The 22,679-nt window shown below is 37.4% G+C and carries 22 protein-coding genes; 12 read left to right on the top strand and 10 right to left on the bottom strand.

Annotated elements, in window-relative coordinates:
- Positions 1-17: 17 nt before the first annotated feature.
- From P256_RS05465 to P256_RS05440, 6 genes are all read right to left on the bottom strand, one after another.
- Positions 18-305 carry a PA4642 family protein gene (locus P256_RS05465; protein WP_023272691.1) on the bottom strand — a complete coding sequence of 96 codons (288 nt, stop codon included), beginning with the start codon at positions 303-305 and terminating at the stop codon, positions 18-20.
- Between the two features lie 82 nt (positions 306-387).
- A complete protein-coding gene (gene minE / locus P256_RS05460; RefSeq protein ID WP_023272690.1) occupies positions 388-660 on the bottom strand; it encodes a cell division topological specificity factor MinE in 273 nt (90 codons plus the stop codon).
- A 2-nt stretch (positions 661-662) separates the two neighbouring features.
- Entirely contained in the window at positions 663-1,475 is an 813-nt protein-coding gene (gene minD, locus P256_RS05455) for a septum site-determining protein MinD (protein ID WP_023272689.1), read from the bottom strand.
- Positions 1,476-1,553: 78 nt separating this feature from the next.
- Positions 1,554-2,255, bottom strand: coding sequence for a septum site-determining protein MinC (minC, locus tag P256_RS05450; RefSeq protein WP_023272688.1), 702 nt, complete (start codon positions 2,253-2,255; stop codon positions 1,554-1,556).
- Positions 2,256-2,314: 59 nt separating this feature from the next.
- Positions 2,315-3,358, bottom strand: a complete 1,044-nt coding sequence (locus P256_RS05445; protein WP_023272687.1) for a hypothetical protein — start codon at positions 3,356-3,358, stop codon at positions 2,315-2,317.
- A gap of 20 nt (positions 3,359-3,378) precedes the next feature.
- Entirely contained in the window at positions 3,379-4,305 is a 927-nt protein-coding gene (locus P256_RS05440) for an acyltransferase (protein WP_023272686.1), read from the bottom strand.
- A 238-nt stretch (positions 4,306-4,543) separates the two neighbouring features.
- On the opposite strand from P256_RS05440, the gene P256_RS05435 reads away from it, so the two are divergent.
- The 9 genes from P256_RS05435 to P256_RS05395 all read left to right on the top strand — a co-directional run bounded on the left by P256_RS05435 (position 4,544) and on the right by P256_RS05395 (position 13,684).
- Positions 4,544-5,206, top strand: coding sequence for a YiaD family glycine zipper/OmpA-like lipoprotein (locus P256_RS05435; protein ID WP_023272685.1), 663 nt, complete (start codon positions 4,544-4,546; stop codon positions 5,204-5,206).
- A gap of 138 nt (positions 5,207-5,344) precedes the next feature.
- Complete coding sequence (locus P256_RS05430; RefSeq protein ID WP_023272684.1) at positions 5,345-7,390, top strand: UvrD-helicase domain-containing protein; 2,046 nt, start codon at positions 5,345-5,347, stop codon at positions 7,388-7,390.
- A gap of 16 nt (positions 7,391-7,406) precedes the next feature.
- The gene (gene dut, locus P256_RS05425; protein WP_023272683.1) at positions 7,407-7,859 is read left to right on the top strand and encodes a dUTP diphosphatase; all 453 of its coding nucleotides are present in this window, start codon (positions 7,407-7,409) and stop codon (positions 7,857-7,859) included.
- Positions 7,860-8,015: 156 nt separating this feature from the next.
- Positions 8,016-9,458, top strand: coding sequence for a phosphomannomutase/phosphoglucomutase (locus P256_RS05420; RefSeq protein ID WP_023272682.1), 1,443 nt, complete (start codon positions 8,016-8,018; stop codon positions 9,456-9,458).
- Between the two features lie 32 nt (positions 9,459-9,490).
- Positions 9,491-10,390: an acetylglutamate kinase gene (argB, locus tag P256_RS05415; RefSeq protein ID WP_023272681.1), complete on the top strand. Its 900-nt coding sequence runs from the start codon at positions 9,491-9,493 to the stop codon at positions 10,388-10,390.
- 195 nt (positions 10,391-10,585) lie between these two features.
- Positions 10,586-11,434 (top strand): class II glutamine amidotransferase, encoded by an 849-nt coding sequence (locus P256_RS05410; RefSeq protein WP_023272680.1) that lies wholly within the window; start codon positions 10,586-10,588, stop codon positions 11,432-11,434.
- A gap of 193 nt (positions 11,435-11,627) precedes the next feature.
- Positions 11,628-12,083, top strand: coding sequence for a bacteriohemerythrin (locus P256_RS05405; RefSeq protein ID WP_023272679.1), 456 nt, complete (start codon positions 11,628-11,630; stop codon positions 12,081-12,083).
- Positions 12,084-12,301: 218 nt separating this feature from the next.
- A complete protein-coding gene (locus P256_RS05400) occupies positions 12,302-13,369 on the top strand; it encodes a hypothetical protein (RefSeq protein ID WP_023272678.1) in 1,068 nt (355 codons plus the stop codon).
- Positions 13,370-13,684, top strand: coding sequence for an RnfH family protein (locus tag P256_RS05395; protein ID WP_023272677.1), 315 nt, complete (start codon positions 13,370-13,372; stop codon positions 13,682-13,684).
- 63 nt (positions 13,685-13,747) lie between these two features.
- Here the strand turns inward: P256_RS05395 and P256_RS05390 are convergent, their stop codons facing one another.
- Entirely contained in the window at positions 13,748-14,131 is a 384-nt protein-coding gene (locus P256_RS05390; protein ID WP_023272676.1) for an outer membrane protein assembly factor BamE, read from the bottom strand.
- A gap of 108 nt (positions 14,132-14,239) precedes the next feature.
- Here P256_RS05390 and fur point away from each other — a divergent pair, with 108 nt between their 5' ends.
- A complete protein-coding gene (fur, locus tag P256_RS05385; RefSeq protein ID WP_023272675.1) occupies positions 14,240-14,677 on the top strand; it encodes a ferric iron uptake transcriptional regulator in 438 nt (145 codons plus the stop codon).
- A 57-nt stretch (positions 14,678-14,734) separates the two neighbouring features.
- Here the strand turns inward: fur and P256_RS05380 are convergent, their stop codons facing one another.
- The gene (locus P256_RS05380) at positions 14,735-15,847 is read right to left on the bottom strand and encodes a PilT/PilU family type 4a pilus ATPase (protein ID WP_040331659.1); all 1,113 of its coding nucleotides are present in this window, start codon (positions 15,845-15,847) and stop codon (positions 14,735-14,737) included.
- Between the two features lie 25 nt (positions 15,848-15,872).
- Positions 15,873-16,910 carry a type IV pilus twitching motility protein PilT gene (locus P256_RS05375; RefSeq protein ID WP_023272673.1) on the bottom strand — a complete coding sequence of 346 codons (1,038 nt, stop codon included), beginning with the start codon at positions 16,908-16,910 and terminating at the stop codon, positions 15,873-15,875.
- A 104-nt stretch (positions 16,911-17,014) separates the two neighbouring features.
- Here P256_RS05375 and P256_RS05370 point away from each other — a divergent pair, with 104 nt between their 5' ends.
- A complete protein-coding gene (locus tag P256_RS05370; protein WP_023272672.1) occupies positions 17,015-17,698 on the top strand; it encodes a YggS family pyridoxal phosphate-dependent enzyme in 684 nt (227 codons plus the stop codon).
- Positions 17,699-17,709: 11 nt separating this feature from the next.
- On the top strand, positions 17,710-19,107 hold the full coding sequence (locus P256_RS05365) for a DHA2 family efflux MFS transporter permease subunit (protein WP_023272671.1): 1,398 nt from the start codon (positions 17,710-17,712) through the stop codon (positions 19,105-19,107).
- Here P256_RS05365 and P256_RS05360 read toward each other — a convergent pair.
- Positions 19,104-22,676 carry an AAA family ATPase gene (locus tag P256_RS05360; RefSeq protein ID WP_023272670.1) on the bottom strand — a complete coding sequence of 1,191 codons (3,573 nt, stop codon included), beginning with the start codon at positions 22,674-22,676 and terminating at the stop codon, positions 19,104-19,106. The two genes, P256_RS05365 and P256_RS05360, sit on opposite strands and share 4 nt — an antisense overlap.
- Positions 22,677-22,679: the final 3 nt, after the last annotated feature.

The following is a 22,679-nucleotide window of genomic DNA, read 5'->3' as shown; positions in this document are numbered from 1 at the left end:
TTGATGAGGCTCTTTTTTTAACTGTATTTTTTTAAAATTTCTAAAAATGGTAGACTGTGTTTGGGGAATGCACTAATCGTTTGTGCAATAGTTTCACCTTGAGGATTAGTTGCCTCAATATTTCGACCATCTTCTTTAAATTTTTTTATTAATCTTTCAAAGTCATATGGTCGCATGTGTTTATAAGCATTATAGAGCACGTGATAGTCTGCATTTACTCCAGTTGGAGGTAAATGATTTAAATAAGCATATACACGTTCGTCCGACCATTCTTCATTAAAAGTTGCTGGTTGTGAGACAGCCATGACTTTATCCTCAAATAAAAAAAGCAAAATAACTGAAGTTATTTTGCCTTGAAAATGAGTAATAAGCTAATCAGTATTGAAATTAACGATCTTCAGGTAAATTGATATTCATTTCAAGCATTTCAAGGTTAGCTTCAGAGCGTACTTGCATTTGTATGTGCTGCTCATCTACACCACGTACATAGCGATTTACAACTTGCATAATCTCTTTTTTCATTTGATCAATTTTGTCTTGGCTTAAGCGACGACCTAAGCCCTGCTCAGAAGCAACAATGACTTTTAAACGGTCTTTTGCCGTCTGAGCGCTACTCTGGCGATCATCATTGCCAAAAATTTTACTCCAAAATCCTGCCATTGTTATGCTCCAAATAAACGTGCCAACCAGCCCTTAGGTTTCGCGGTAATATGACGGTATGGTCGATCTTCACCAAGGAAGCGAGCTACTAGATCATCATATGCTTGGCCTGAAGGGGTTTCTGTATATAGGATAACAGGTTTACCCTCATTTGAGGCTTGCAAAACACTACTACATTCAGGGATTACACCTAATGTTGGAACACGTAAAATATCTTTAGAAATATCATCAATGGTTAGCATTTCCTGACGATCTGCTCGTTCAGGGTTAAATCGTGTGATACATAAATGCTTACGAATACGACCTTCATTTTGCTCTATTTTCTTTGTTTTACTATCGAGCATTCCAATAATACGGTCTGAATCTCGTACAGATGAAATTTCAGGGTTTGTTACAATAATCGCTTCATCAGCGTGATACATTGCTAAAATTGCACCACGTTCAATACCTGCTGGAGAGTCGCAAATAATATAGTCAAATTCTTGGGAAAGTTCTTCAATTACACGTGCTACACCTTCATCTGAAAGTGCATCTTTATCTCTTGTTTGAGAAGCGGGAAGTATGTAAAGGTTTTCAATGTCTTTATCACGAATGAGCGCTTGTGGTAATCGCGCTTCATTATTAATTACATTGACAAAATCATATACAACACGACGTTCGCATCCCATAATAAGGTCTAAGTTACGTAAACCCACATCAAAGTCGACGACTACGGTTTTGTGGCCACGTAAGGCTAGACCTGTTGCAAATGATGCGCTTGTTGTGGTCTTTCCCACACCGCCTTTGCCTGATGTTACGACAACAATTTTGGCCACCTAATCCACTCCTGTTATTTCTCTGTTCTTAAGATGCAATAGCGCATATTTTAATTCATTAATATAGGTTGTTATACCTTAAATATCTAATGCTTCAAATACAAGTTCTTGATGTTCATTTAAATAAATATGAACAGCCTTTTTTTGTACGTGTGCAGGAATATCGTCTGCAACACAGTATGTGCCCGCAATCGAAACAAGTTCGGCATTCAGCTTATAGCAGAAAATTCGTGCAGAAAAATCTCCGCTCGCACCTGCAATAATTCTTCCTTGTGCAGCCCCATAAATGTGTACATTGCCACTTGCAATAATTTCAGAGCCACTATTCATACTTGCATTTAAAATGACGTCGCCGTGTTCTTGAATTAAACACTGTCCTGTACGAAGCATGTCATTATGATAAGAAGTTATATGATTAGACGCGTTTGTTTTTTGTGTATTATCGGATGAATCTTGATCATTTTCAGCTGTTTGCTCAATTGTTGGTTTAATACGCTGTAGCGGACGGTCTGCAGGTAAGACAGGAAATTGAATACTTTGAGCTTGGCCTGTTAGTAAGCCATCGATAACAGCCATAGGCTGTAAGTCAAGACTAAGCAGTAGTTGTATGAGTTCTATAAGTTCTTGTTCAACCGTACTATCGATAATAATAGAAGCACCATGTGCTGCAGTATCATCTAGCATCTGCGTAAGTTGTTGGCGAATAGCATCATGATCATTAGTATCGAAGGTTAATCTTGAAAAGTTAACCATTCTCCCGGTAATGCGTATATCAGCCATAGTTTGTCTCAAATAATATATAAAGTTTAGTATGCATAGGTCTTTTTAAGGTGTAATACTTAATGATTATCTTGGTGCTCTTTGGTATGTAAAATTTGTTGCCATTGTTTTACTTTCACTTGTTTACGTATAGAGTTTAAACTTTCATAGACAATAGATTCAACCAATTGCTCTAAAGAATGATTGCTAATATTTACCTCACTCAAAGTATTTGAAATGAGACGATAAGTATAATTTGGGTTTGTTACATCTCCTTCGGTAAGCGGAGAAATAATACCCTTAACCACGTTTTCAGTGAGGCGCTTGGCAATGACTTTAAGATGGTCTTCAATACGGTTACCAACAATTGGAAACAATCTTAACAAGTGGTGAATTTCTGGAGTATTTGAAATAGAGTCTTCAATAATTTTTCCCATATTTTGGGAAAGATTGACTTGTTGTTTCTTTAACTCGGTCGAGAGCGTTTCTTGTAGAACTTGTGCAAAAGCTTCTGCAAATAAAGGTCTATGACGGTTGACCATATCATGAATAATTGCTTTATGGGTTGAACTGGTATCAAGTTCTTGTTTTACACCATCAATTAGCGTAATGACAACACGGTCGGATAGTTCTTCCATAACTACGCTATAGTAGAAGCGACCTGCTTCTTGCCACGATTGTGGAATAATCTGATAGCCAATTTCTTGAAGTCTATATGCAATAAATCCTGCACGTAATAAACGCAAAAAGCGAAACTGAGGAAAGATAGCGAGCACTTCATACCAGTGAATAAAAGGAAAGAAAAACCATTTTTGATGGTATCGTTTAACAATGGCAATGCCCCAGCGAATAAGCAGCTCAATCACTAAAAAGCAAATAAACCAACTGTCTGTACGTTCAACCCATGGGTGTAACTGAGCCCTATAGTGTTCAAGTAAATCTGAATGTTGTGTAAGGGTTGCAAACCAGTGTGCAAAGTGGCTCATTAAAATGGCATCACTGGTAATACAAAAAAGATTAAATATGATGATAAACATCATAAAAATGTCATAGACCAAATAAGCTTTCCATGTCAGCGAATTATGGTCTATGCGATGAAACTTATTTTTAGATGCTTTGGGCATATAGGTTTTAGCTCGGTGAATCAATCTGTGGGATTTTGATATTCTTTTTTAATTTCATCAATAAGCTCATCTTTTTCTTTCCAACATTTGCTTAACCATTGATAAAATTTTGCACGAAACTCACGATCTTCTTCATAGTTGCCTGCTAAAATCCAGTCAGGTATTTCAATTTTACGCATATGAACAACTATACGTGGAACTTCACCCAACCAAAACTCGCCATAGCCCGGTACACCGTCGGGATAGACAATGGTCATGTCGACTAAGGCATCAATTTTACTTCCGAGTATACTCAGTGCGAGTGCGAGACCACCTGCTTTAGGTTTAAGTAGATGTGCATAAGGTGATTTCTGCTGTTTATGCTTTTCAGGTGTAAAACGAGTGCCTTCTACATAGTTAAGTAATGTAAAGGGCTGGCTAAGAAGTTGTTCGCAAGATTTTCTTGCTTCCATCATATCGCGGTGCTTTAACTCAGGGTTCTTGGCAATTTGTGATTTTGTATGGCGCTTCATCATTGGGAAGCCAAGAATCTTAAAGGCCTGACCCACGAAAGGAATAAAAATAAGCTCCCACTTGGTAAAGAAGCGGGTGAGGGGCATACGTGTGCGACCAAAGTATTGATTTACGGTCGTATCTACCCAGCTTTGATGGTTTGATGTCATGATATAGCGACCATCTAGGTGTAAATCTAAAGATGGATCGATACGAATATCCCATTTTGTTTCTGACAATATATTGTCAATGAGCCAGTTGTTTACGGTTAACCAGTTATTGGTGATTTGAACATTAGTTTCATCAATTTTTTTTGATTGTTTAATAAGCTTGGTCAGACCAAGTGCTAAAATAGGAGAGCCATGAACCAGTGTGTTACCTGTAATTACTGAGCCGACAGTGAGACCACGTGTAATTTTTTTCAATACGCCTGATTTTTTCTGTTTTGATAGCATAGGGCTTCCTAAATTTGTTAAAGCACAAGAATAAATTGAATTGTATAAGTTTAGTCGAAAAAAATTAAGAAGATATAATGCCAATCATAAATTTTCTAATGAAAGAAGACATTTATTTTTAAGAGCTGTTTCTTATTGTTACGAATAGCATGGTTTTTTAACAAAATCTCAATGTCAAAAAAAACATTTGTCTTTCATAATTTTTATAACTACATAAACATAAAAAAGGAGGCATGCAATGCGTGCATTAATCGTTACTGGTTTGGTTGGGGCGCTTACGCTTTCTGGTTGTCAATCTATGAATAGTGGTACTGGCACAGGTGGCGGCTTTAGCCAATATGATAAAACTGCGATTGGTTCATTAATTGGTGCAGCAGCAGGTTATGGTATTTCTCGTGCAAGTGCGAACTCATCTGCACAAAACAATAGAGCTTTAGCAATTGGTGCATTGGTTGGTGCAGCAAGTGGTTTGTATTTAGATAAGAAAGAACAACGCTTACGTCAACAGATGGCAGGTACAGGCGTTGAAGTGAATCGTAACTCTGATGGTTCGGTTGGTCTTGTGATGCCGGGTAATATTACCTTTGATACGAATCAGTCAACGATTAAATCTAACTTTTATACAACTTTGAATAAAGTTGCACAAACTTTAACTGAAGATAATAAAAGTGCAATTTTAGTGACTGGTTATACAGATAATACAGGTAATGACAGTATTAACATCCCATTGTCACAAGCGCGTGCACAAGCTGTTGCTAACTATTTAGTGGCTCAAGGTGTTTCAAGCACGAAAATTAATGCACAAGGTAATGGTGCAGCAAACCCAATCGCATCTAATGCTACACCAGCAGGTCGTGAACAAAACCGCCGTGTTGAAATTAGCATTTATGAATCAAAATAATAACCCTTTGATGTAAATAAAAAAGTCGCACTGTATGCGGCTTTTTTATTGTTAAAATTTCATCAACTCTTTCATTCAGGTTAGGAATATATAAGGGACATCGTTATAATCGATTTCTAATCATCGAGGGGAATCACTATGTCATCGGCAAGCCAACTAAATGACAAGCAACATGAGGCCATGAAATATACACAAGGGCCGTTGTTAGTACTTGCTGGCGCTGGTTCTGGTAAAACATCGGTGATTACACGCAAAATTGCGCATCTTGTGAAAAATTGTGGCATTCCTGCACATCGTATTACTGCAATGACATTTACCAATAAAGCTGCACGAGAAATGAAAGAGCGTGTAGGCGCATTGCTTAGTCGTGAAGAAGCCAAAGGACTTTCAGTTTCAACATTCCATACATTTGGTTTAAACATGTTACGTTTAGAGTTGAAACATTTGCCCTTGAAAGCGAATTTCTCAATTTTAGATGCAGATGATTGTAAGCGCGTACTTATGGATTTAATGCATCAAGATAACTTGTCAGGTGCAGAAAGTCGTGAGTTGGTTGCAAAGGTAATGAAGAAGATTTCCGATTGGAAAAATGATCTAATTTTACCTGAACAAGCACATAGTACATGCGAAACTGAAGAAGATGTTCGTTTTGCACATCTGTATCAACTTTATGAACGAAACTTACGTGCATATAACGCCGTTGATTTTGATGATTTAATTGTATTGCCTACCAGATTATTACAAGAAAATGCTGAAGTGCGAGATAAATGGCAAAATCGAGTACGCTATTTATTGGTCGATGAATATCAAGATACCAATACCGCACAGTATATATTGGTGAAGTTATTGGTTGGTGTTATGGGGCAGTTTACTGCCGTGGGAGATGATGACCAATCTATTTATGCTTGGCGTGGTGCTAAACCTGAAAATATGGCATTACTGAAAGATGATTTCCCGAACTTAAAAGTGATTAAGCTTGAACAAAATTATCGTTCTACAAGTCGTATTTTAAAAGCAGCCAACCATGTTATTGGCAATAATCCACATATTTTTGATAAGAAGCTGTGGAGTGACAAAGGCCATGGTGAGGCCATTCGTATTATTACATGCCGTAATGATGACGATGAAGCAGAGCGTGTGGTTAAAGACCTGATGACGCATAAGCTCATGAATGGTAAGAATTGGAAAGATTATGCGGTACTTTACCGCGGCAATTTTCAAGCACGTGTACTTGAAACACAGCTTCGCCAAATGCAGGTTCCTTATAAGCTTTCAGGTGGAACATCTTTTTTTGCGCGCAGCGAAATTAAAGACATCATGAGTTATCTTCGCTTAATTATTAATCCTGAAGATGACAGTGCTTTTTTAAGAATTATTAATACACCTAAACGTTCGATTGGCCCTGTTACCTTAGAGAAGTTAGGACTATTTGCACAAGAAAATAATTTATCTTTGCTTGCAGCAGCAGGCGATCAACGTTTAACAATGGTCTTATCTAAAAAAATTAGCTCACATTTATTTGAGTTTGCACAGTTTCTACAGGACTATACGCGAGAACTTTTGGAAGACGATAACCCTGTACCTATTATTCGCCAAATGATTACTGAAACAGGGTATATCGACTATGTGCGCGAGCAAGCAGCAACGCCTGCCCAAGAAAAGACCAAACTCGACAACATTGAAACGCTGTATACCAGTATTCAAAGCTTAATTAATCGTGCTGAAGATGTTGATGAAAAGAACATTGAAAGTGTGATTCGAAAAATGGTGTTGTTAGATTTACTAGAGCAACAGCAAGAAGAGGAAGACACAGATAAAGTCAATCTTCTCACTTTACATGCAGCAAAAGGGTTGGAGTTTCCATTTGTTTATATTATGGGACTTGAGGAAGAACTCTTGCCGCATAAAAACTCGATTGCAGCCGATACCATAGAAGAAGAGCGCCGTTTAATGTACGTTGGAATTACACGTGCGCGCCAAGGTCTCACACTTACACTTGCAGAGCAACGTAAAGCAGGTGGTCAAATGAAACAAATGACAGCAAGCCGCTTCTTAGATGAGTTGCCACAAGATGATATTGATTGGATGGGGCGAAAGAAAAAAGCACAAGCCAATGTCGACCCGAAAGAACAAGCGAAAGTGTATTTAGACAATTTACGTGCCATGTTAAAGCACAAAAGTTAATGTAAAAGGAAACGATATGAAAGTCCAAGTAAAAGTATTAGATGAGCGTTTAGGCAAAGAATGGCCTTTACCTACTTACGCGACATCAGGTTCAGCAGGTCTAGACTTACGCGCATGTTTAGATGAGGCTGTTACAATTGAGCCGGGACAAACTGTATTGGTTAAAACAGGGTTATCTATTTATATTCAAGATACAAATTTTGCAGGCTTAATTTTACCGCGTTCGGGTCTTGGTCATAAGCATGGTATTGTTCTAGGTAACTTAGTTGGCCTCATCGACTCAGATTATCAAGGTGAATTGATGGTTTCTGTATGGAACCGCAGTGAAAAAGCATTTTCTTTAGAGCCAGGCGAGCGTCTTGCACAATATGTACTTGTTCCTGTAGTTCAAGCAGAATTTGAGCAAGTTGAAGAATTTGTTGCAACTGAGCGTGGTGCAGGTGGCTTTGGTCATACAGGCAAGCAATAAGAAAGTTAAATGATTTAAAAACCTATGAAAATTTCATAGGTTTTTTTATTGAATGATATGAAAAGAATGGAATAGTACAAAATGTTATCGATATTATATTTACAAATGTGAAGGAAATGATGACAATTCTATAGACCTATATAATAGCTAAGTTGAATGATACAGTTTAAAAAAAACCAGTTTCCTCGACATATTTTTCGTGCCTATGACATTCGTGGGAATTTATCTGACTTAACACAAAGTGTGATTACAGCAATTGGTCATGCGTTTGTGGAAAAACTTCATCAAGCAGATATTAATCATATTGTACTTGGTTATGATGCACGTTTAACCAGTCCAACATATGCAAAAATAATTGAAACAATACTTATAAAGCATCATATTCAGGTCACTGTTTTAGGGTGTTGCTCGACACCTGTCATGTATTTTTCAGCGCAAAAATATGCAAATGGCACAGGTATAATGTTAACCGCAAGCCATAATGCAAAAGAAGATAATGGCATTAAATGGCTATGGAAATTTCAGCCGCCATCTCCTGATGATATTCAGGAAATTGCAACATTGGCTGAGCAATATATAGAAAGTCATACACAGCCATTAACGATTGCAAGTGAGATCCCACATTGTATTTATGGTCATATTTCTAAACTATATGTCGATTATCTTATTCAAGATGTCACATTAAATAAGCCACTTAAAATTGCTCTTGATGGTTTATATGGTTCGGCAGGCAAGTATGCAAAGTATGTGTTTCGTGAGTTAGGCTGTGAAGTGATAGATTTACGCTGTGATGCAAACGGTCACTTTCCAGAGCACGCACCAGATCCTTCAAAAGAAGCAAACTTAACTTTATTAAAGCATGCAATTCGAGATCATCATGCAGATGTGGGTATTGCATTAGATGGTGATGGCGATCGTTTGGTGCTTTTAGATGAACATGCACAAGTCATTAGCCCTGATCGACTTATTTGTTTATTGGCTAAAATCTGCTTAGAAAGAAAGCCAAACTCTGAAGTTGTTTTTGATGTGAAGTGTTCAGGTTTAGTTGCAAAAACCATTCATGATTTGGATGGTTCACCTGTGATGCTCAGAACAGGTAGCACTTTTTTACGTAAGTACCTCATGCAGTCAAATGGAAAAGCCGTATTTGGTGGAGAATATGCGGGGCATTATGTATTTAATGATGGTAGAGGGCTAGGATATGATGATGGTATTTATGCAGCTTTACGTATTCTTGAATATTTCACAATGACAGCAAATCACAAATTTTCTGAATTATTTATAGATTATCCAGAGCGATATTTTTCTGAAGATACTTATATTTATACTACGCAATATAAACCATTAGATATTTTATCTTTTTTTGATAAAAAGATGCAAAAGCAGTTATATCAAATTATTCGTGTCGATGGGATTCGTGTTGAATATCCTGAAGGCTCAGGTGTGTTGAGAGCATCGAATACAGGGGATTATTTAACAGTTCGGTTTGATGCTGAAAGTTTAGAGGCTTTTATCGATATTCGTAATCAATTTGCTTCAGTTTTAATGGAAAAATATCCAGAAATTGCGACTGAAATGATGCAAATTGTATTGTCTTAAATTTAATTTTTATTTGAAAGAAGGAAGGGTGTATGCCACATCAACACATTGGTTTAGACAAGGCTCATGTATTAACGGAAGCTTTACCGTATATTCAACGCTTTGCAGGAAAAACCCTCGTGGTGAAATATGGTGGTAATGCCATGACTGACCCAGAGCTTGAAAGCTCATTTGCGCGAGATATTGTTTTACTTAAAACGGTTGGTTTAAACCCTGTGGTTGTGCATGGTGGCGGTCCGCAAGTAGATGCTCTTCTAAAGCGTTTAGGTCAAGTTTCTGACCGTATAGATGGTATGCGAGTGACCGATAAAGAAACCATGGAAGTAGTTGAAATGGTTCTAGGCGGTAGTGTAAATAAGTCGATTGTCAATCTAATTAATAAACATGGTGGTCGTGCTATTGGTTTGACTGGTAAAGATGCAAACTTAATTCATGCGCAGAAGTTGCTGATGGATAAGCAAAATGAAGATGGTACTGTTACTAAGATTGATCTTGGTATGGTGGGCGAAGTAGTTGGTGTAAAAACAGATGTTTTAGAAATGTTTACTCAAAGTGACTTTATACCTGTCATTGCACCACTTGGCGTAGATGAACATGGTGACACATATAATATTAATGCTGACCTTGTGGCGGGCAAAGTTGCTGAAGCACTAAGCGCAGAGAAGTTAATTTTATTAACCAATATCACTGGTGTATTGGATGAAAATAAGAAGCTGCTTACGGGTTTATCAACTAAAGAAGTGGATCGTCTGATTGAAACAGGTGTGATTTATGGCGGTATGATTCCAAAAGTTGGGTGTGCACTAGATGCTGTAAAAGGTGGAGTTGTGAGTGCACATATTGTAGATGGACGTGTGCCTCATGCAACATTGCTTGAAGTATTCACAGATCATGGTGTTGGTACGCTTATCTCAAATAGAACAGCGAAATAAAGAAAAAGCACATGCTCATGACTATTTTTAAAGTGAGCATGTGATAAATATCACGGTTACTTATCTTTAAAAAATAATAAAAATACATCTTATATCATTTAAATGGATAAGCATCTATAAAAAAACACTTTTACATATAAGCTGTGCTATTGTAACTTTTAACTTTAATGAAACAGTTATCAAAAGATTTTTGCTATGTGCCAGCTACTTGGAATGAATTGTGCAACACCTACAGATATTACTTTCTCATTCAGAGGGTTTTCTCAGCGTGCGGGTGTGACATCAGACCATTGTGATGGCTTTGGTATCGCTTTTTTTGAAGATAAATCTTGCCGCCTATTTATAGATAATAAATCTGCGGTAGAGTCGCCTATTGCAGAGCTTATCCGTAATTACCCAATTAAATCACGCAATGTTATTGCACATATTCGTAAAGCAACTCAAGGAAAAATTAGCCTTGAAAATGCACATCCATTTGTACGTGAATTATGGGGAAGACAATGGGTGTTTGCACATAATGGTGATTTACATGGATTTAAGCCTGAGCTTAGAGGGCGTTTTATTCCAGTAGGGAATACAGATAGTGAATATGCTTTTTGCTATTTATTAGACCATTTGGTTGAACGATTTGGTTATGAAGAACCAGGTTTAGAAGATGTATTTCAAGCACTTGAAGATATTTCACCTAAAATTGCAGAATATGGAACATTTAATTTCTGTTTATCTAATGGGCAAGCCCTTTTTAGTTATGCGGTGACAAAATTACATTGGGTTGTGCGCTCTTATCCATTTCGTCCAACACAGTTAGTCGATTTAGATATGGAAATTGATTTTAGAGAAGTAACTGTACCTGAAGACAGAGTAGCTGTGATCACAACTGAACCTCTAACGCATAATGAAGCTTGGAAGGCTTTTGAGCCGGGTGAGCTTATATTATTTCGTGATGGAAACTTAGTTAAGAAATCAAAAACTTATATTGATCGTTTGGTACGTGAGGCATTAGACCCAAGTTTACGCCGTGTTACAAAGGCAGATGTCTATTAACAATTTGTTTTCATAAATTATACATTTGTACATAAAATACTTGATTCTTTTACTATGGTATTTTACGAATAATATAAAATTCAATAGCTTATTAATTCCAATCAAAATGGTTGGAATTTTTCCTTATTTTTCAATGAGAAATACTTGTATATGATGCACTTATACAAGTGAGAAATGGATAATAGGCAAAATAATGAAAGTAAATTGGATAAGTGAGTTTAATACGGGTATTGAAGTTATTGATGAACAACATAAGCGTATTTTAGATTATATTAATGATATTGATGAAGTGTGTTTTACACACGACCGTGAAAAAGTAAAAGAGATACTAGATAATATTATTGATTACACACAGTCTCATTTTACTTTTGAAGAAAGTTTACAAGAAGAAGCAGGCTATAAGTTTTGTATACCACATAAGAAAGTACATGATTTATTTATAAAAAAGATTGAAAACTATCGTGAAAGATTTCTTAAAGGTGAAGATATAGAAGAAGATCTTTATCAGGTGCTTACAAAATGGTTAATTAACCATATTAAGCACGATGATGCTGATTATGTTGGTGCTGTGAAAGAAAATATGCAGGGAATTATTAAGGAAAAAGAAAAGAAAAAAGGCAAAGGTTGGTTTGCACGTTTTTTTGCATAATAAAAAGAAAGTATATTGGGGGCATATTGGTTGCCCCTAAATAATATAGAAAACGAATAAACTAAATCTGCTATGCGTAAACAATAAATAATTTAATTATTTTATAGATAATAATCACTCAAATTTAAAAATTAATATTGCGGAAACTTTGATTTTCAGTGCGGACAAAGGCAAAATAGCTCATCATTTCTATAAAGCTTCGGATACAGGATAGACCTATGTCTCGATGGTTATCGCCACTCATGGCGTTCTGCTTATCATTTATGTTAATTAGCACATTTGCACCTATTGTTGGTATTACAACTGATAGACAAATTGACTTTTGGGCGCTATGGCTAGGTACAGTATTTATTCTTGCATTGCCTTTTATTTATTTAGAGTTTGCACTTGTGAAACGTGCAAAAACAACAGCTTTAAATGCACTCATGAGTTTAACAAGAGAGGCAGATGCTTCAATGCAATGGCGAATAGCAGGTTGGTTATCTGTTATTTTTATGCCATTTTTAGCAGGAGGTATGCTTGCAAATATTAGTCATATTGGCTTGCAACTGATTCCAACCTCTCTACCAGAAAATATCATTTTTGCTGGGCTTGCAGTATTCGCATTTATTCTATCATTCATTCCACGTCAAATTTTATCTATCCTAAGTATTATTGGAGTGATAAGTTCTCTTGTAATCAGTCAGGTTTTTGGTACCCATCTGACAGCTTGGCACATGACGTCAGTAACCTTTGTAGAGTGGGGCAATGCAACACTACTTGCACTGGTCGCAGGTGGTCTCGGATTGGGAATTTATGCGCAATCAAGCGTGAACTCTCTAAACAGTACTGACAAAGCAACACCATTGGTTATGCCAATTTGGCTTGCTCAAGTATTGGCTGTGATTGCTTTTGGTGTGTTTGCTGCACAAACACAAATTTCTGAGATGAGTCTGCTTGTTACAGTGCTGTTTGGTGCTGCGCTACTTATTCAACTTGCAAAAGAGCAGTTACAACAACGTCAAGTGTCGATTGTTCTACAATATGTACTATTACTTGCCCCATTATTCATTTGGGCAATTACTTTACTAATGCCTGTATTAAATGCAGTAATGATGCTGTGGGGACTAGTTAGTTGCTTAATGTATGCCATTTTTGTGGGTTGGATAATGAAAATTAGCCATCTCAGAAAAGCGCTCAATTTCAGTAGTGAGCTGTTTTATAATATTTGGCGTATAGCAATTCGTGTTATAGCACCACTATCTATTATTTTAGCATTGGTTGCCGTTATTATGGGACGTTTCTAAATGCAATGCATTTGGGTAGTGTATGCAGGGGAAACTGAGCAACTGCACATTCAGGTGGAATTTACACAGGGTATGACGGTTGCACAAGCAATAGAGAAAAGTGCTATTCGGCAGAAAGTAGATTTGCCAGACATATTTAAGTTTGGCATTTTTGGGCATCAAATTTCAGATTTAGAACATGTATTACAGATAGGTGATCGTGTAGAAATTTATAGGCCTTTAAAGATTAATCCGAAAGATATACGTCGTAATCGTGCTGCTAAAAACCCTGTTGGTCGTATTACAAAAGGTAATCGGTTTAAGCAATTGTCTTGAGCGAAAGAAAAACCCCACTATTTGGGGTTTTTCTTTGACTGTAATCACTAAATGTCATTACAATTATGGCATATTTACAATGCCTTCTTTTGTTGGGGGTAATCCTGGTTGTGTATTTGGAATTGTGTCTAATCCTTCAATTTTACTTACATTACCAGCATCATTGAAGTAAACACTAAGATGTTGTCCTTTAGCTTCAGGAATCTTTGCTTTTTTCGCATATGTTCCTGGGATATAATTGTAAATATAATCCCAACGCAATGGATTTAGTGGATCAGCAATAGTTGGGCTACCTAACAGGAAGCGAACTTGCTGGTAACTCATACCGGGTTGCACTTGAGCTGCTTGTGCTTTGGTTAAAGGCGTTCCTTGAGGAATGTCAATTTTATAGACACAACCTGCGAGCAATGAACTGACGAGTAACGTCGTCAAAATAATTTTTTGCATTTTGCTACACTATCCAAATCAATTTTGATGCATTTAGTCTAAGGATAGATCATACTGCATCTAAACTCTATTGCATATTCCTACTTAAAAATTGTTGAGAGACTTTTCATGGCCATTTCCAATCAAGACTTACGTAAAGCAGGACTTAAAGTAACCCTTCCACGCATTAAGATATTAGAACTCCTTGAAAATTCAAAGCCTCACCATTTAAGTGCAGAAGACATCTATAAGACATTGCTAGATCAAGGTGAAGACGTTGGTTTAGCAACTGTATATCGCGTACTCACTCAGTTTGAAGCAGCAGGAATTGTGCAACGTCTTAATTTTGAAAACAATCATTCTGTATTTGAAATTATGCAAGACAGCCATCATGACCATCTTGTTTGTCAAAACTGTAGCAAAGTACTTGAGTTCACCAATGATATTATTGAGCATGAACAACATGAAGTTGCGAAGAAATTCGGTTTTACTTTAACAGGGCACTCATTAAACCTTTATGGTTATTGTGATGAAGCTGAATGCCAAGAAGTTGCACGTAAAAAATAGTTGCTACATAAGTTCAACAAATTTAAAAAAAGTCGCTTATTTATAAGCGACTTTTTATTAGGTTTGCCCATCAAAGGTTAATTTATGACCAGTGGGTGAACTTTCTTCTGAGGAGAGTTTAATTTTGAGTCTCAGATCATTTGGTGCATCGGCATGTTTTAATGCTTCTTCATAACTAATAATGCTGTCTTTATATAAATCAAAAAGTGCATGGTCAAATGTTTGCATCCCAAGCTCTCGTGATTTAGTCATTACTGCTTTAATATCATTAATTTGTCCTTTACGAATATAGTCTGCAATGAGTGGACTATTTATCATAATCTCAATAGCTGCACGGCGTGATTTTTTGTCGACGGTAGGTATGAGTTGCTGTGCCACAATTGCTCTGAGGTTTAGAGACAAATCCATATAAATTTGATTTTGTTTCTCTGTTTCAAAGAAATGGGTAATGCGGTCTAGTGCTTGGTTTGCATTGTTGGCATGTAATGTTGCAAGAACAAGGTGCCCTGTTTCTGCAAATGCAAGAGCATAATCCATGACTTCTTTACTGCGAATTTCACCAATTAAAATAACATCTGGTGCTTGGCGTAGCGTATTTTTGAGTGCAACTTCAAAAGATGCGGTATCTAATCCAACTTCACGTTGTGTGATAATACAGCCTGCATGGTTATGAATGAACTCAATTGGATCTTCAACAGTAATAATATGACCTGTAGAGTTTTGGTTACGGTGTCCAATTAAAGAAGCAAGCGATGTCGATTTCCCCGTACCTGTACCGCCAACAAACAAGATAATACCACGCTTGCTCATAATAAGTTCTTTGAGCACAGGAGGGAGCTTAAGACTGTCTACCGATGGAATTTGATGCTCGATACGACGAATGACCATGCCGGGAAGATCGCGTTGGTAAAATGCACTAACACGAAATCTTCGGTCTTTCTCACGGTTGGTAATTGCAAAGTTACATTCTTTTGTTGTAAGAAACTCTTCTTTTTGTTGTGTACTCATAATGGAGTGAATGAGTTGTTTAATCATTTCTCCACTAAGTTTCGTGCTTGAAATAGGAATGAGTTGACCATTTATTTTCATAGATGGTTCACGATCTGCTGTAATAAATAGATCAGATCCTTTTCTTTCACTCATTAGGTTGAGTAAGTCATTAAAGTCCATGCTCATGGTTATGTTTACTCACTACTTATAAAAAAGATTCAGGATTTTTAGCAACAACTTGTGCAGCTTGTTTAGTTACAACCCCTTGTTGTACAAGTTTTTTTAGGCTCTGATCGAGTGTTACCATGCCTTGTCCTGCACCTGTTTGTATTGCTGAATACATTTGAGCGACTTTGTTTTCACGAATAAGGTTACGAATTGAAGGAACCCCAAGCATAATTTCATGTGCAGCCACACGCCCACCACCATTTTTCTTAAGTAGGGTCTGTGAGATAACAGCTTGTAATGATTCTGATAGCATTGAGCGGATCATATCTTTTTCTTCGGCAGGGAAAACATCAACAATACGGTCAATTGTTTTTGCAGCAGAAGTGGTGTGTAGCGTACCAAATACAAGGTGACCTGTTTCAGCAGCACTTAGCGCTAAACGAATGGTTTCAAGGTCTCGCATTTCACCAACGAGAATAATATCTGGATCTTCACGAAGAGCAGAGCGTAGAGCAGGCGCAAAACCATGCGTATCTCGGAAAACCTCTCTTTGGTTGATCAAACACTTTTTAGATTCATGAACAAATTCAATTGGGTCTTCGACTGTGAGAATATGTTCATAACGGTTTTCGTTGATGTAGTCGAGCATAGCAGCAAGTGTTGTTGACTTACCTGAACCTGTTTGTCCTGTAACTAAGATAATCCCACGTGGAATGTCACATAATTTTTGAAAAATTGGCCCTAGACCAAGATCATCAAAATTTAGAATTTTTGATGGAATGGTACGAAATACAGCACCTGCACCACGATTTTGGTTAAATGCATTCACACGAAAACGTGCAAGCCCAGGTACTTCAAATGAGAAGTCAATTTCAAGGCGTTCTTCAAAGTCATGGCGTTGTTGGTCATTCATGATGTCATAAATGAGGCGGTGTACTTCTTTGTGTGATAACGCAGGAAGGTTAATGCGTCGCACATCACCATCTACACGAATCATTGGCGGTAAACCTGCTGATAGGTGCAGGTCGGAAGCCTTATGTTGTACCCCAAATGCCAACAGTTCTGTAATGTCCATAGATTATCCCCAATATAATGTTATGAAACGTATAATTATTATAGAATGATAGCGATTTTCTGAGAATCAAACCAATGATTTTCTGTTATAAATAGGAAATATTCATGCATCAGTTCTTAAAAGCACGACAAGACGTCCTTACACAGATTGCACAAGCCTGTCAGACAGCGCATAGAAATAGTGATGATGTACAGTTATTGGCTGTTTCAAAAACACATCCAAGTACTGCTTTAGAAGAAATGTATCGGTGTGGACAGCGTGCATTTGGCGAAAATTATTTACAAGAAGCTTTACAGAAAATTGCTGATCTCAAATCACTTGAAATTGAGTGGCATTTTATTGGACACGTACAAAGAAATAAAACCAAACTATTGGCTGAAAACTTTGCATGGGTGCATGGTGTAGATAGACTCATTATTGCTCAAAGGCTTTCTACACAACGCCCACAGGATATGTCACCATTAAATATTTGTATTCAAGTTAATATTGATGCACAAGAGAGTAAAGATGGTTGCCAACCCAATGAAGTGATGCAGCTTGTTGAAGACATGAGTCAACTGCCAAATATACATTTACGTGGTCTGATGGTCATTCCTGCACCTAATAATCGCCAAGCATTTAAAGATGCACAACAGCTCTTTGACAAAGTAAAAGAAAATTATCCTACTTTAAAAACTTGGGATACGTTAAGTATGGGCATGTCGGGTGATTTATTGGATGCGGTTCAGGCAGGCTCGACAATGGTGCGCGTAGGTACAGCACTTTTTGGACAGCGTGACTATCATTAAGGGAATTTAAGGTGCAACGTCAAACCAAACATATTGCACTTCTTGTGGCGCTTACGTTTTTTATGGAAAACCTAGACGCCACGATTATTGTAACTGCTTTGCCCACGATGGCTCAGACATTTAACGTCATGCCAATCGATTTGAATATTGGAATTAGTGCATATTTATTGGCTGTTGCGACCTTTATTCCAATAAGTGGTTGGTTAGCAGACCGTTTTGGCGCACGAACCATTTTTATGAGCGCCGTACTGCTTTTTACGCTTGCTTCTATTTTATGTGGGCTCAGTACAAGCCTCGAAACTTTTATTTTCTCGAGAGTACTTCAAGGTATTGGCGGTGCCATGATGGTACCTGTTGGACGTTTGGTGGTGATTCGTAAAGCACCAAAAACTGAATTGGTTCAAGCCATTGCTTATATTACGTGGCCGGGATTGGTTGCTCCAATTATTGGCCCTGCCTTGGGTGGTTTTATTGTGATGCATACCACATGGCAATGGATTTTTTATATCAATATCCCTTTAGGGCTCGCTGCAATATATGCAAGTTATCGCCTTATTGAAAACACCAAAAATAATGAAATAGGCAAGTTTGACTTTATTGGGTTTCTTTTATTGGCAATCTCCTGTCTAAGTATTATGTACGCCATGGAACAACTCGGAAAGCAGCTTGATAATATATTGCCTTATTTATTGCTTGGGTTGTTTGGTCTTTTTACTTTTATTTGCGCAGTTTTTTATATGAAGCGAGTTGAGCAGCCATTGCTTAAATTTGATGCTTTTAAAGAAAAAACCTTTTCTGTCAGTATCATTGGTGGTTCTATTTTTAGAGTAGCAATGAGTGCGATTCCGTTCTTACTACCACTGTTGTTTCAGTTGGCATTTGGATTGAGTGCTTTGCAAGCAGGGCTGTTGGTTTTAACGGTCTTTGTGGGTAACTTAGCCATGAAACCATTTACAACCCAATTGATGAGATATTTTGGATTCAGAAAAATTCTTATCGTGAATGGTGTCATCGGTGCTCTTACTATTGCCAGTACTGCTGTATTTACACCAACAACACCATGGGGTGTTATGATATTACTGATGTTTATTAGTGGTTTGAGCCGTTCATTACAATTTACGTGTTATAACAGTTTGAGCTTTGCCGATATTTTGCCAAAAGACAAAAGATATGCCGCAACTCAATTTAGTTTATTCTTTCAAATCAGTTTAGGTGTTGGTGTGGCACTTGCTGCACTTATTTTACGTACCGCAATGTATTTTAATGGGCATGTGGCGCATGCAGAACTCATTGACTTTCAAGCCACCTTTATCATTGTGGCTGTTGTTTCACTACTTTCTTTATGGGATGCCTATCGCCTTGCTAAAAATGCAGGCGACAGTGTGAGTGGTCATCGACCTACAATCTAGCCAATCACTTGAATCTGACTGGTTCCTGACCCAATTGATTTCACTTGTACTTGTACAGGAATGCGCTCATGCATTTCTTGTACATGTGAAATGAGAATGACTTTTCGACCTTGGCTTTGCAGTCGATCTAAAGCATCCATAACAATATGCAAAGAAGAGGGGTCAAGTGTTCCAAAACCTTCATCTATAAATAATGACTCTAACCGCATCGCGCCTGATGCCATATTGGCAATGGCAAGTGCGAGCGCGAGTGATACAAGAAAGGTTTCACCACCTGACAATGAGAGAACGGGGCGAACCTCACTGTTCATTTCATGGTCAATGATGGCGAGTCCTAAACTATTCTCGATACGCTTAAGTGCATAGCGTGTAGAAAGAGGTTGTAATTGTTGGTTGGCATATTCAATTAAAATATCTAAATGATGCTCTTGAGCAATACGTCTGAATTTTGCCCCATCTTTACTGCCAATCAGCTCAGAAATTTTACCCCAGCGATTTACTTGTTGTTGAAGTTGCTCAATGTCTTTTGCATAGTGCTGTTGTTGTGCTTTGGCATGTTGATTACTCATGAGCTTGGCATTAATTTCATCGCGTGCAAGGCGAACTTCTTGAAGAAGCTGTTGGTTTTCTTGCAGATGTTTTTCTAACTCATCTAAATGGCATTGTGGTTTTTTCTGTTGATGTAGTAAATAGTTCTGTTGAGTTTGGTGGCATGCTGTTTCATGTCGAATATGCTGTTGCTCAGTATGTTGAACATGTTGTCTGAGTTGTTGAATATCCGCCGTGGTGGTCTCTAGGCATGCTTGAATTAAAATTTGGGTAAATAGAGGATGATTGCTTTTCCATTGTTCTTGTTTATGAGCATGTTCTTGTGCATAAGACTGCCACATGTCTACACTCTGTCGAAGCGTATTCAGTGTAGTTTGTTCGGTATGGTATTGCTGTTCAATCTGTGAAAAGTGTTCTTTGACAGTCTGATATTTTGCATGTAATTGGTTTTTATGAGCATATAGAGCAGACTGCCATGCACTCACTGTGGTGAATGCATCATTCGTATGCTGTTGAATGAGCTGGTCTATTTGTTCTCGAATATGTAAACCTTTTTGCTTTGTGTCCTTTAGAGTTTCTTCGAGTGCCGTATATTGTGTGGCGAGCATTGAATATTCAAGCTGCTGTTGCTGTTTTCTATGTTGTATATTTTCAAGTTGCTGTACAAGTTTTTGGCGATCATTCTCTGCTTGAGTAAGCTGTTTTACGCCTTGAATATAGCGATCGATGCATAGGGAGGGTTGCATTTTCCACTGAGATTTTTCATCTTCATCGCAAATATATTCAAGAATAAATGATGTCAGTTTTTCGAATGCTTCAATATGGTCTATACATTCTTTTTCTTGCGATTGCTGTTTAAGTTGTTGCTTCAGCGATTTAATAATCTGATCGTTTTTGAGATATTTTTCATGGTCATTCTGTATGGACTTTTTAAGCAGATCCATTTCATTATTAAGTGAGACAGATAACTGCTCTAAAGAAAAGTTGAAGGTTGTTTGTTTTAATATTTGCTCAATTTGATGCCAAGATACCGTTTGTTCTTGTTGTGTTTGAGCAATAGTGTGATTTAAATGTTCAATGTGACTTTCTAATCGAGCATATTTTTGTTGACTCGCTTGCCAATTTGCAAATGCAGTATCTTTTATATTCTGCTGTTCTTCTTCTTGGTGTTGATGAATACTTTGCATAGCCTGTTCTAAAAGGACTTTTTTCTCTACAAAAGGGTGGTCTTTGCTTCCACATACAGGACAGGACTCATCTGTTTTTAAAGCATCACGTAGGGCAGTGATGTGTTCAGATTGAAGCAGTTTTTGTTCATTAATCATTTTTTGTAGCGTCTGTAATTCTTTTTCAGCAATTCTAAAAGCATGCTGATATTTTTGTACCTCACTCGATGCATGCTGAAATGTTTGTTGTTGCTGTTTTAGACTTTCTTGCTGTTCTAACAGTAATTGTTTTTTATCACTATATTGTGTGAGCTGTTGATCAAGCTGTTCAGCTACACGTTGTCGTTCTCGTAATATCTGATGGTTTTCTTCGAATTGCTCTAAAGAACCATATTGCTTGATTTGGCTCTCAATCTCTTTACAGCGAGATTGATATGTATTTTTGAAGATATCAATCTTAAAATCTTCTGATTGAGCATGATGGATTTGCTGCCAAAGCATTTGGATATGATGCAGCTTATCTATATTTGCCTTAGGTTCTTCCGCAAGTTTTGATAAAAACTGATATTTTGAAATATTGGTTTCAATATGCTCTTTTTTTGATAAAAGTTCTTTTTCTTCAGCATCTATATGATTGAGTGCTTCCATTTGCTTGGCTTGAAGCTTTACTTTTTCATGAAGCTCATCTTGTATTTTTTGATATTGGGTAAGATGGTGCTCACGTTGAGCATCAAGTTCAAAACCTTTTTGTAGCTCAGGTTGTAGTTGTTCTAGCTTTTGTTCATAGGTTGCAATGTCATTTTCACAGGTTTGGCGCTGTTGCTGTTGTGCAGTAAAACGGGTTTTGGTGAGATCAAACTGTTTTGTGTGTACTTGAAGCTGTTGTTCAAAATGGGTTTGCTGCTGCTTTGCAGTGATTTGCTCTTGGTAACTATTACGTATTTCAGCAAACGTATCTAAATGTTCTAGCTGTTGTTTCTGTTGAGCAAGTTGGTGCTTTTCTTGCTCAATTTGGGTGGATATAAGCTGTTGCTGATTAATCTCTTGTTCTAAGCGTTGGGCTTCATCTTGCCATTGTTGTGCATGTTCAAGCTGTTGCTGTTGTTGTTGAATATATTTAATTTTTTCTTCAAACGTCTCTTTGTTTTGTTCAAACATTTCAACCTCTTCCGTAGAAAGCAGTTGAATGTGTTGTGAAAATTCTTGTTTTTTATCGAGTTCGATTTTTATTTCTTTGGTTTTTTCAAAAGCACGTTGGCTAACTAAGCTAAAAATATTCGAGTTGGTTAGATATTCAAGTAAGGCTGCACGTTCATGATCTTTTGCTTTTAAGAATGCGCCAACTTCAGATTGGGCAAGTAGAACCGCACGCGTAAACTGCTCAAAGCTTAATCCAATGAGTGATTGGATGCATGGTGTACATTCGGAAATTTTTTGTGTAAGCACACGATTATCTTCTAAACGTGTGATAGATCGGTCGACTTTTAAATTGCCTGTGAGTTTTTTATATGAGCGTCGAATATCCCAACGCGCACGATATCTTTTTTGATCAAGTGCAATAAACTCTACCTCTGAAAATCCACTAATTGCACCACGCCGTAAAATATGTTTGGTATCTTTAATGGAAATATCCTGACCACTAACATCGGTCAAACTGCCTAATGCGCCATTTAAGCGAGGAATCTGGTCGAATAAAGCCAAGCACATTGCGTCAAGTAGGGTTGATTTACCTGCACCTGTTTTTCCTGTAATGGCAATAAGTCCTGCATTGGCTAGAGGTTCAGATTCAAAATCAATGCAATGTTCTCCTGCAATAGAAGCCAAATTACTTAAGCGTAAGCACAATATTTTCATGAG

Origin of the sequence: Acinetobacter nectaris CIP 110549 (assembly GCF_000488215.1) — a bacterium.
In the GTDB taxonomy this organism is placed as follows: domain Bacteria; phylum Pseudomonadota; class Gammaproteobacteria; order Pseudomonadales; family Moraxellaceae; genus Acinetobacter; species Acinetobacter nectaris.
This window is presented reverse-complemented; position numbering and strand designations above follow the sequence as displayed.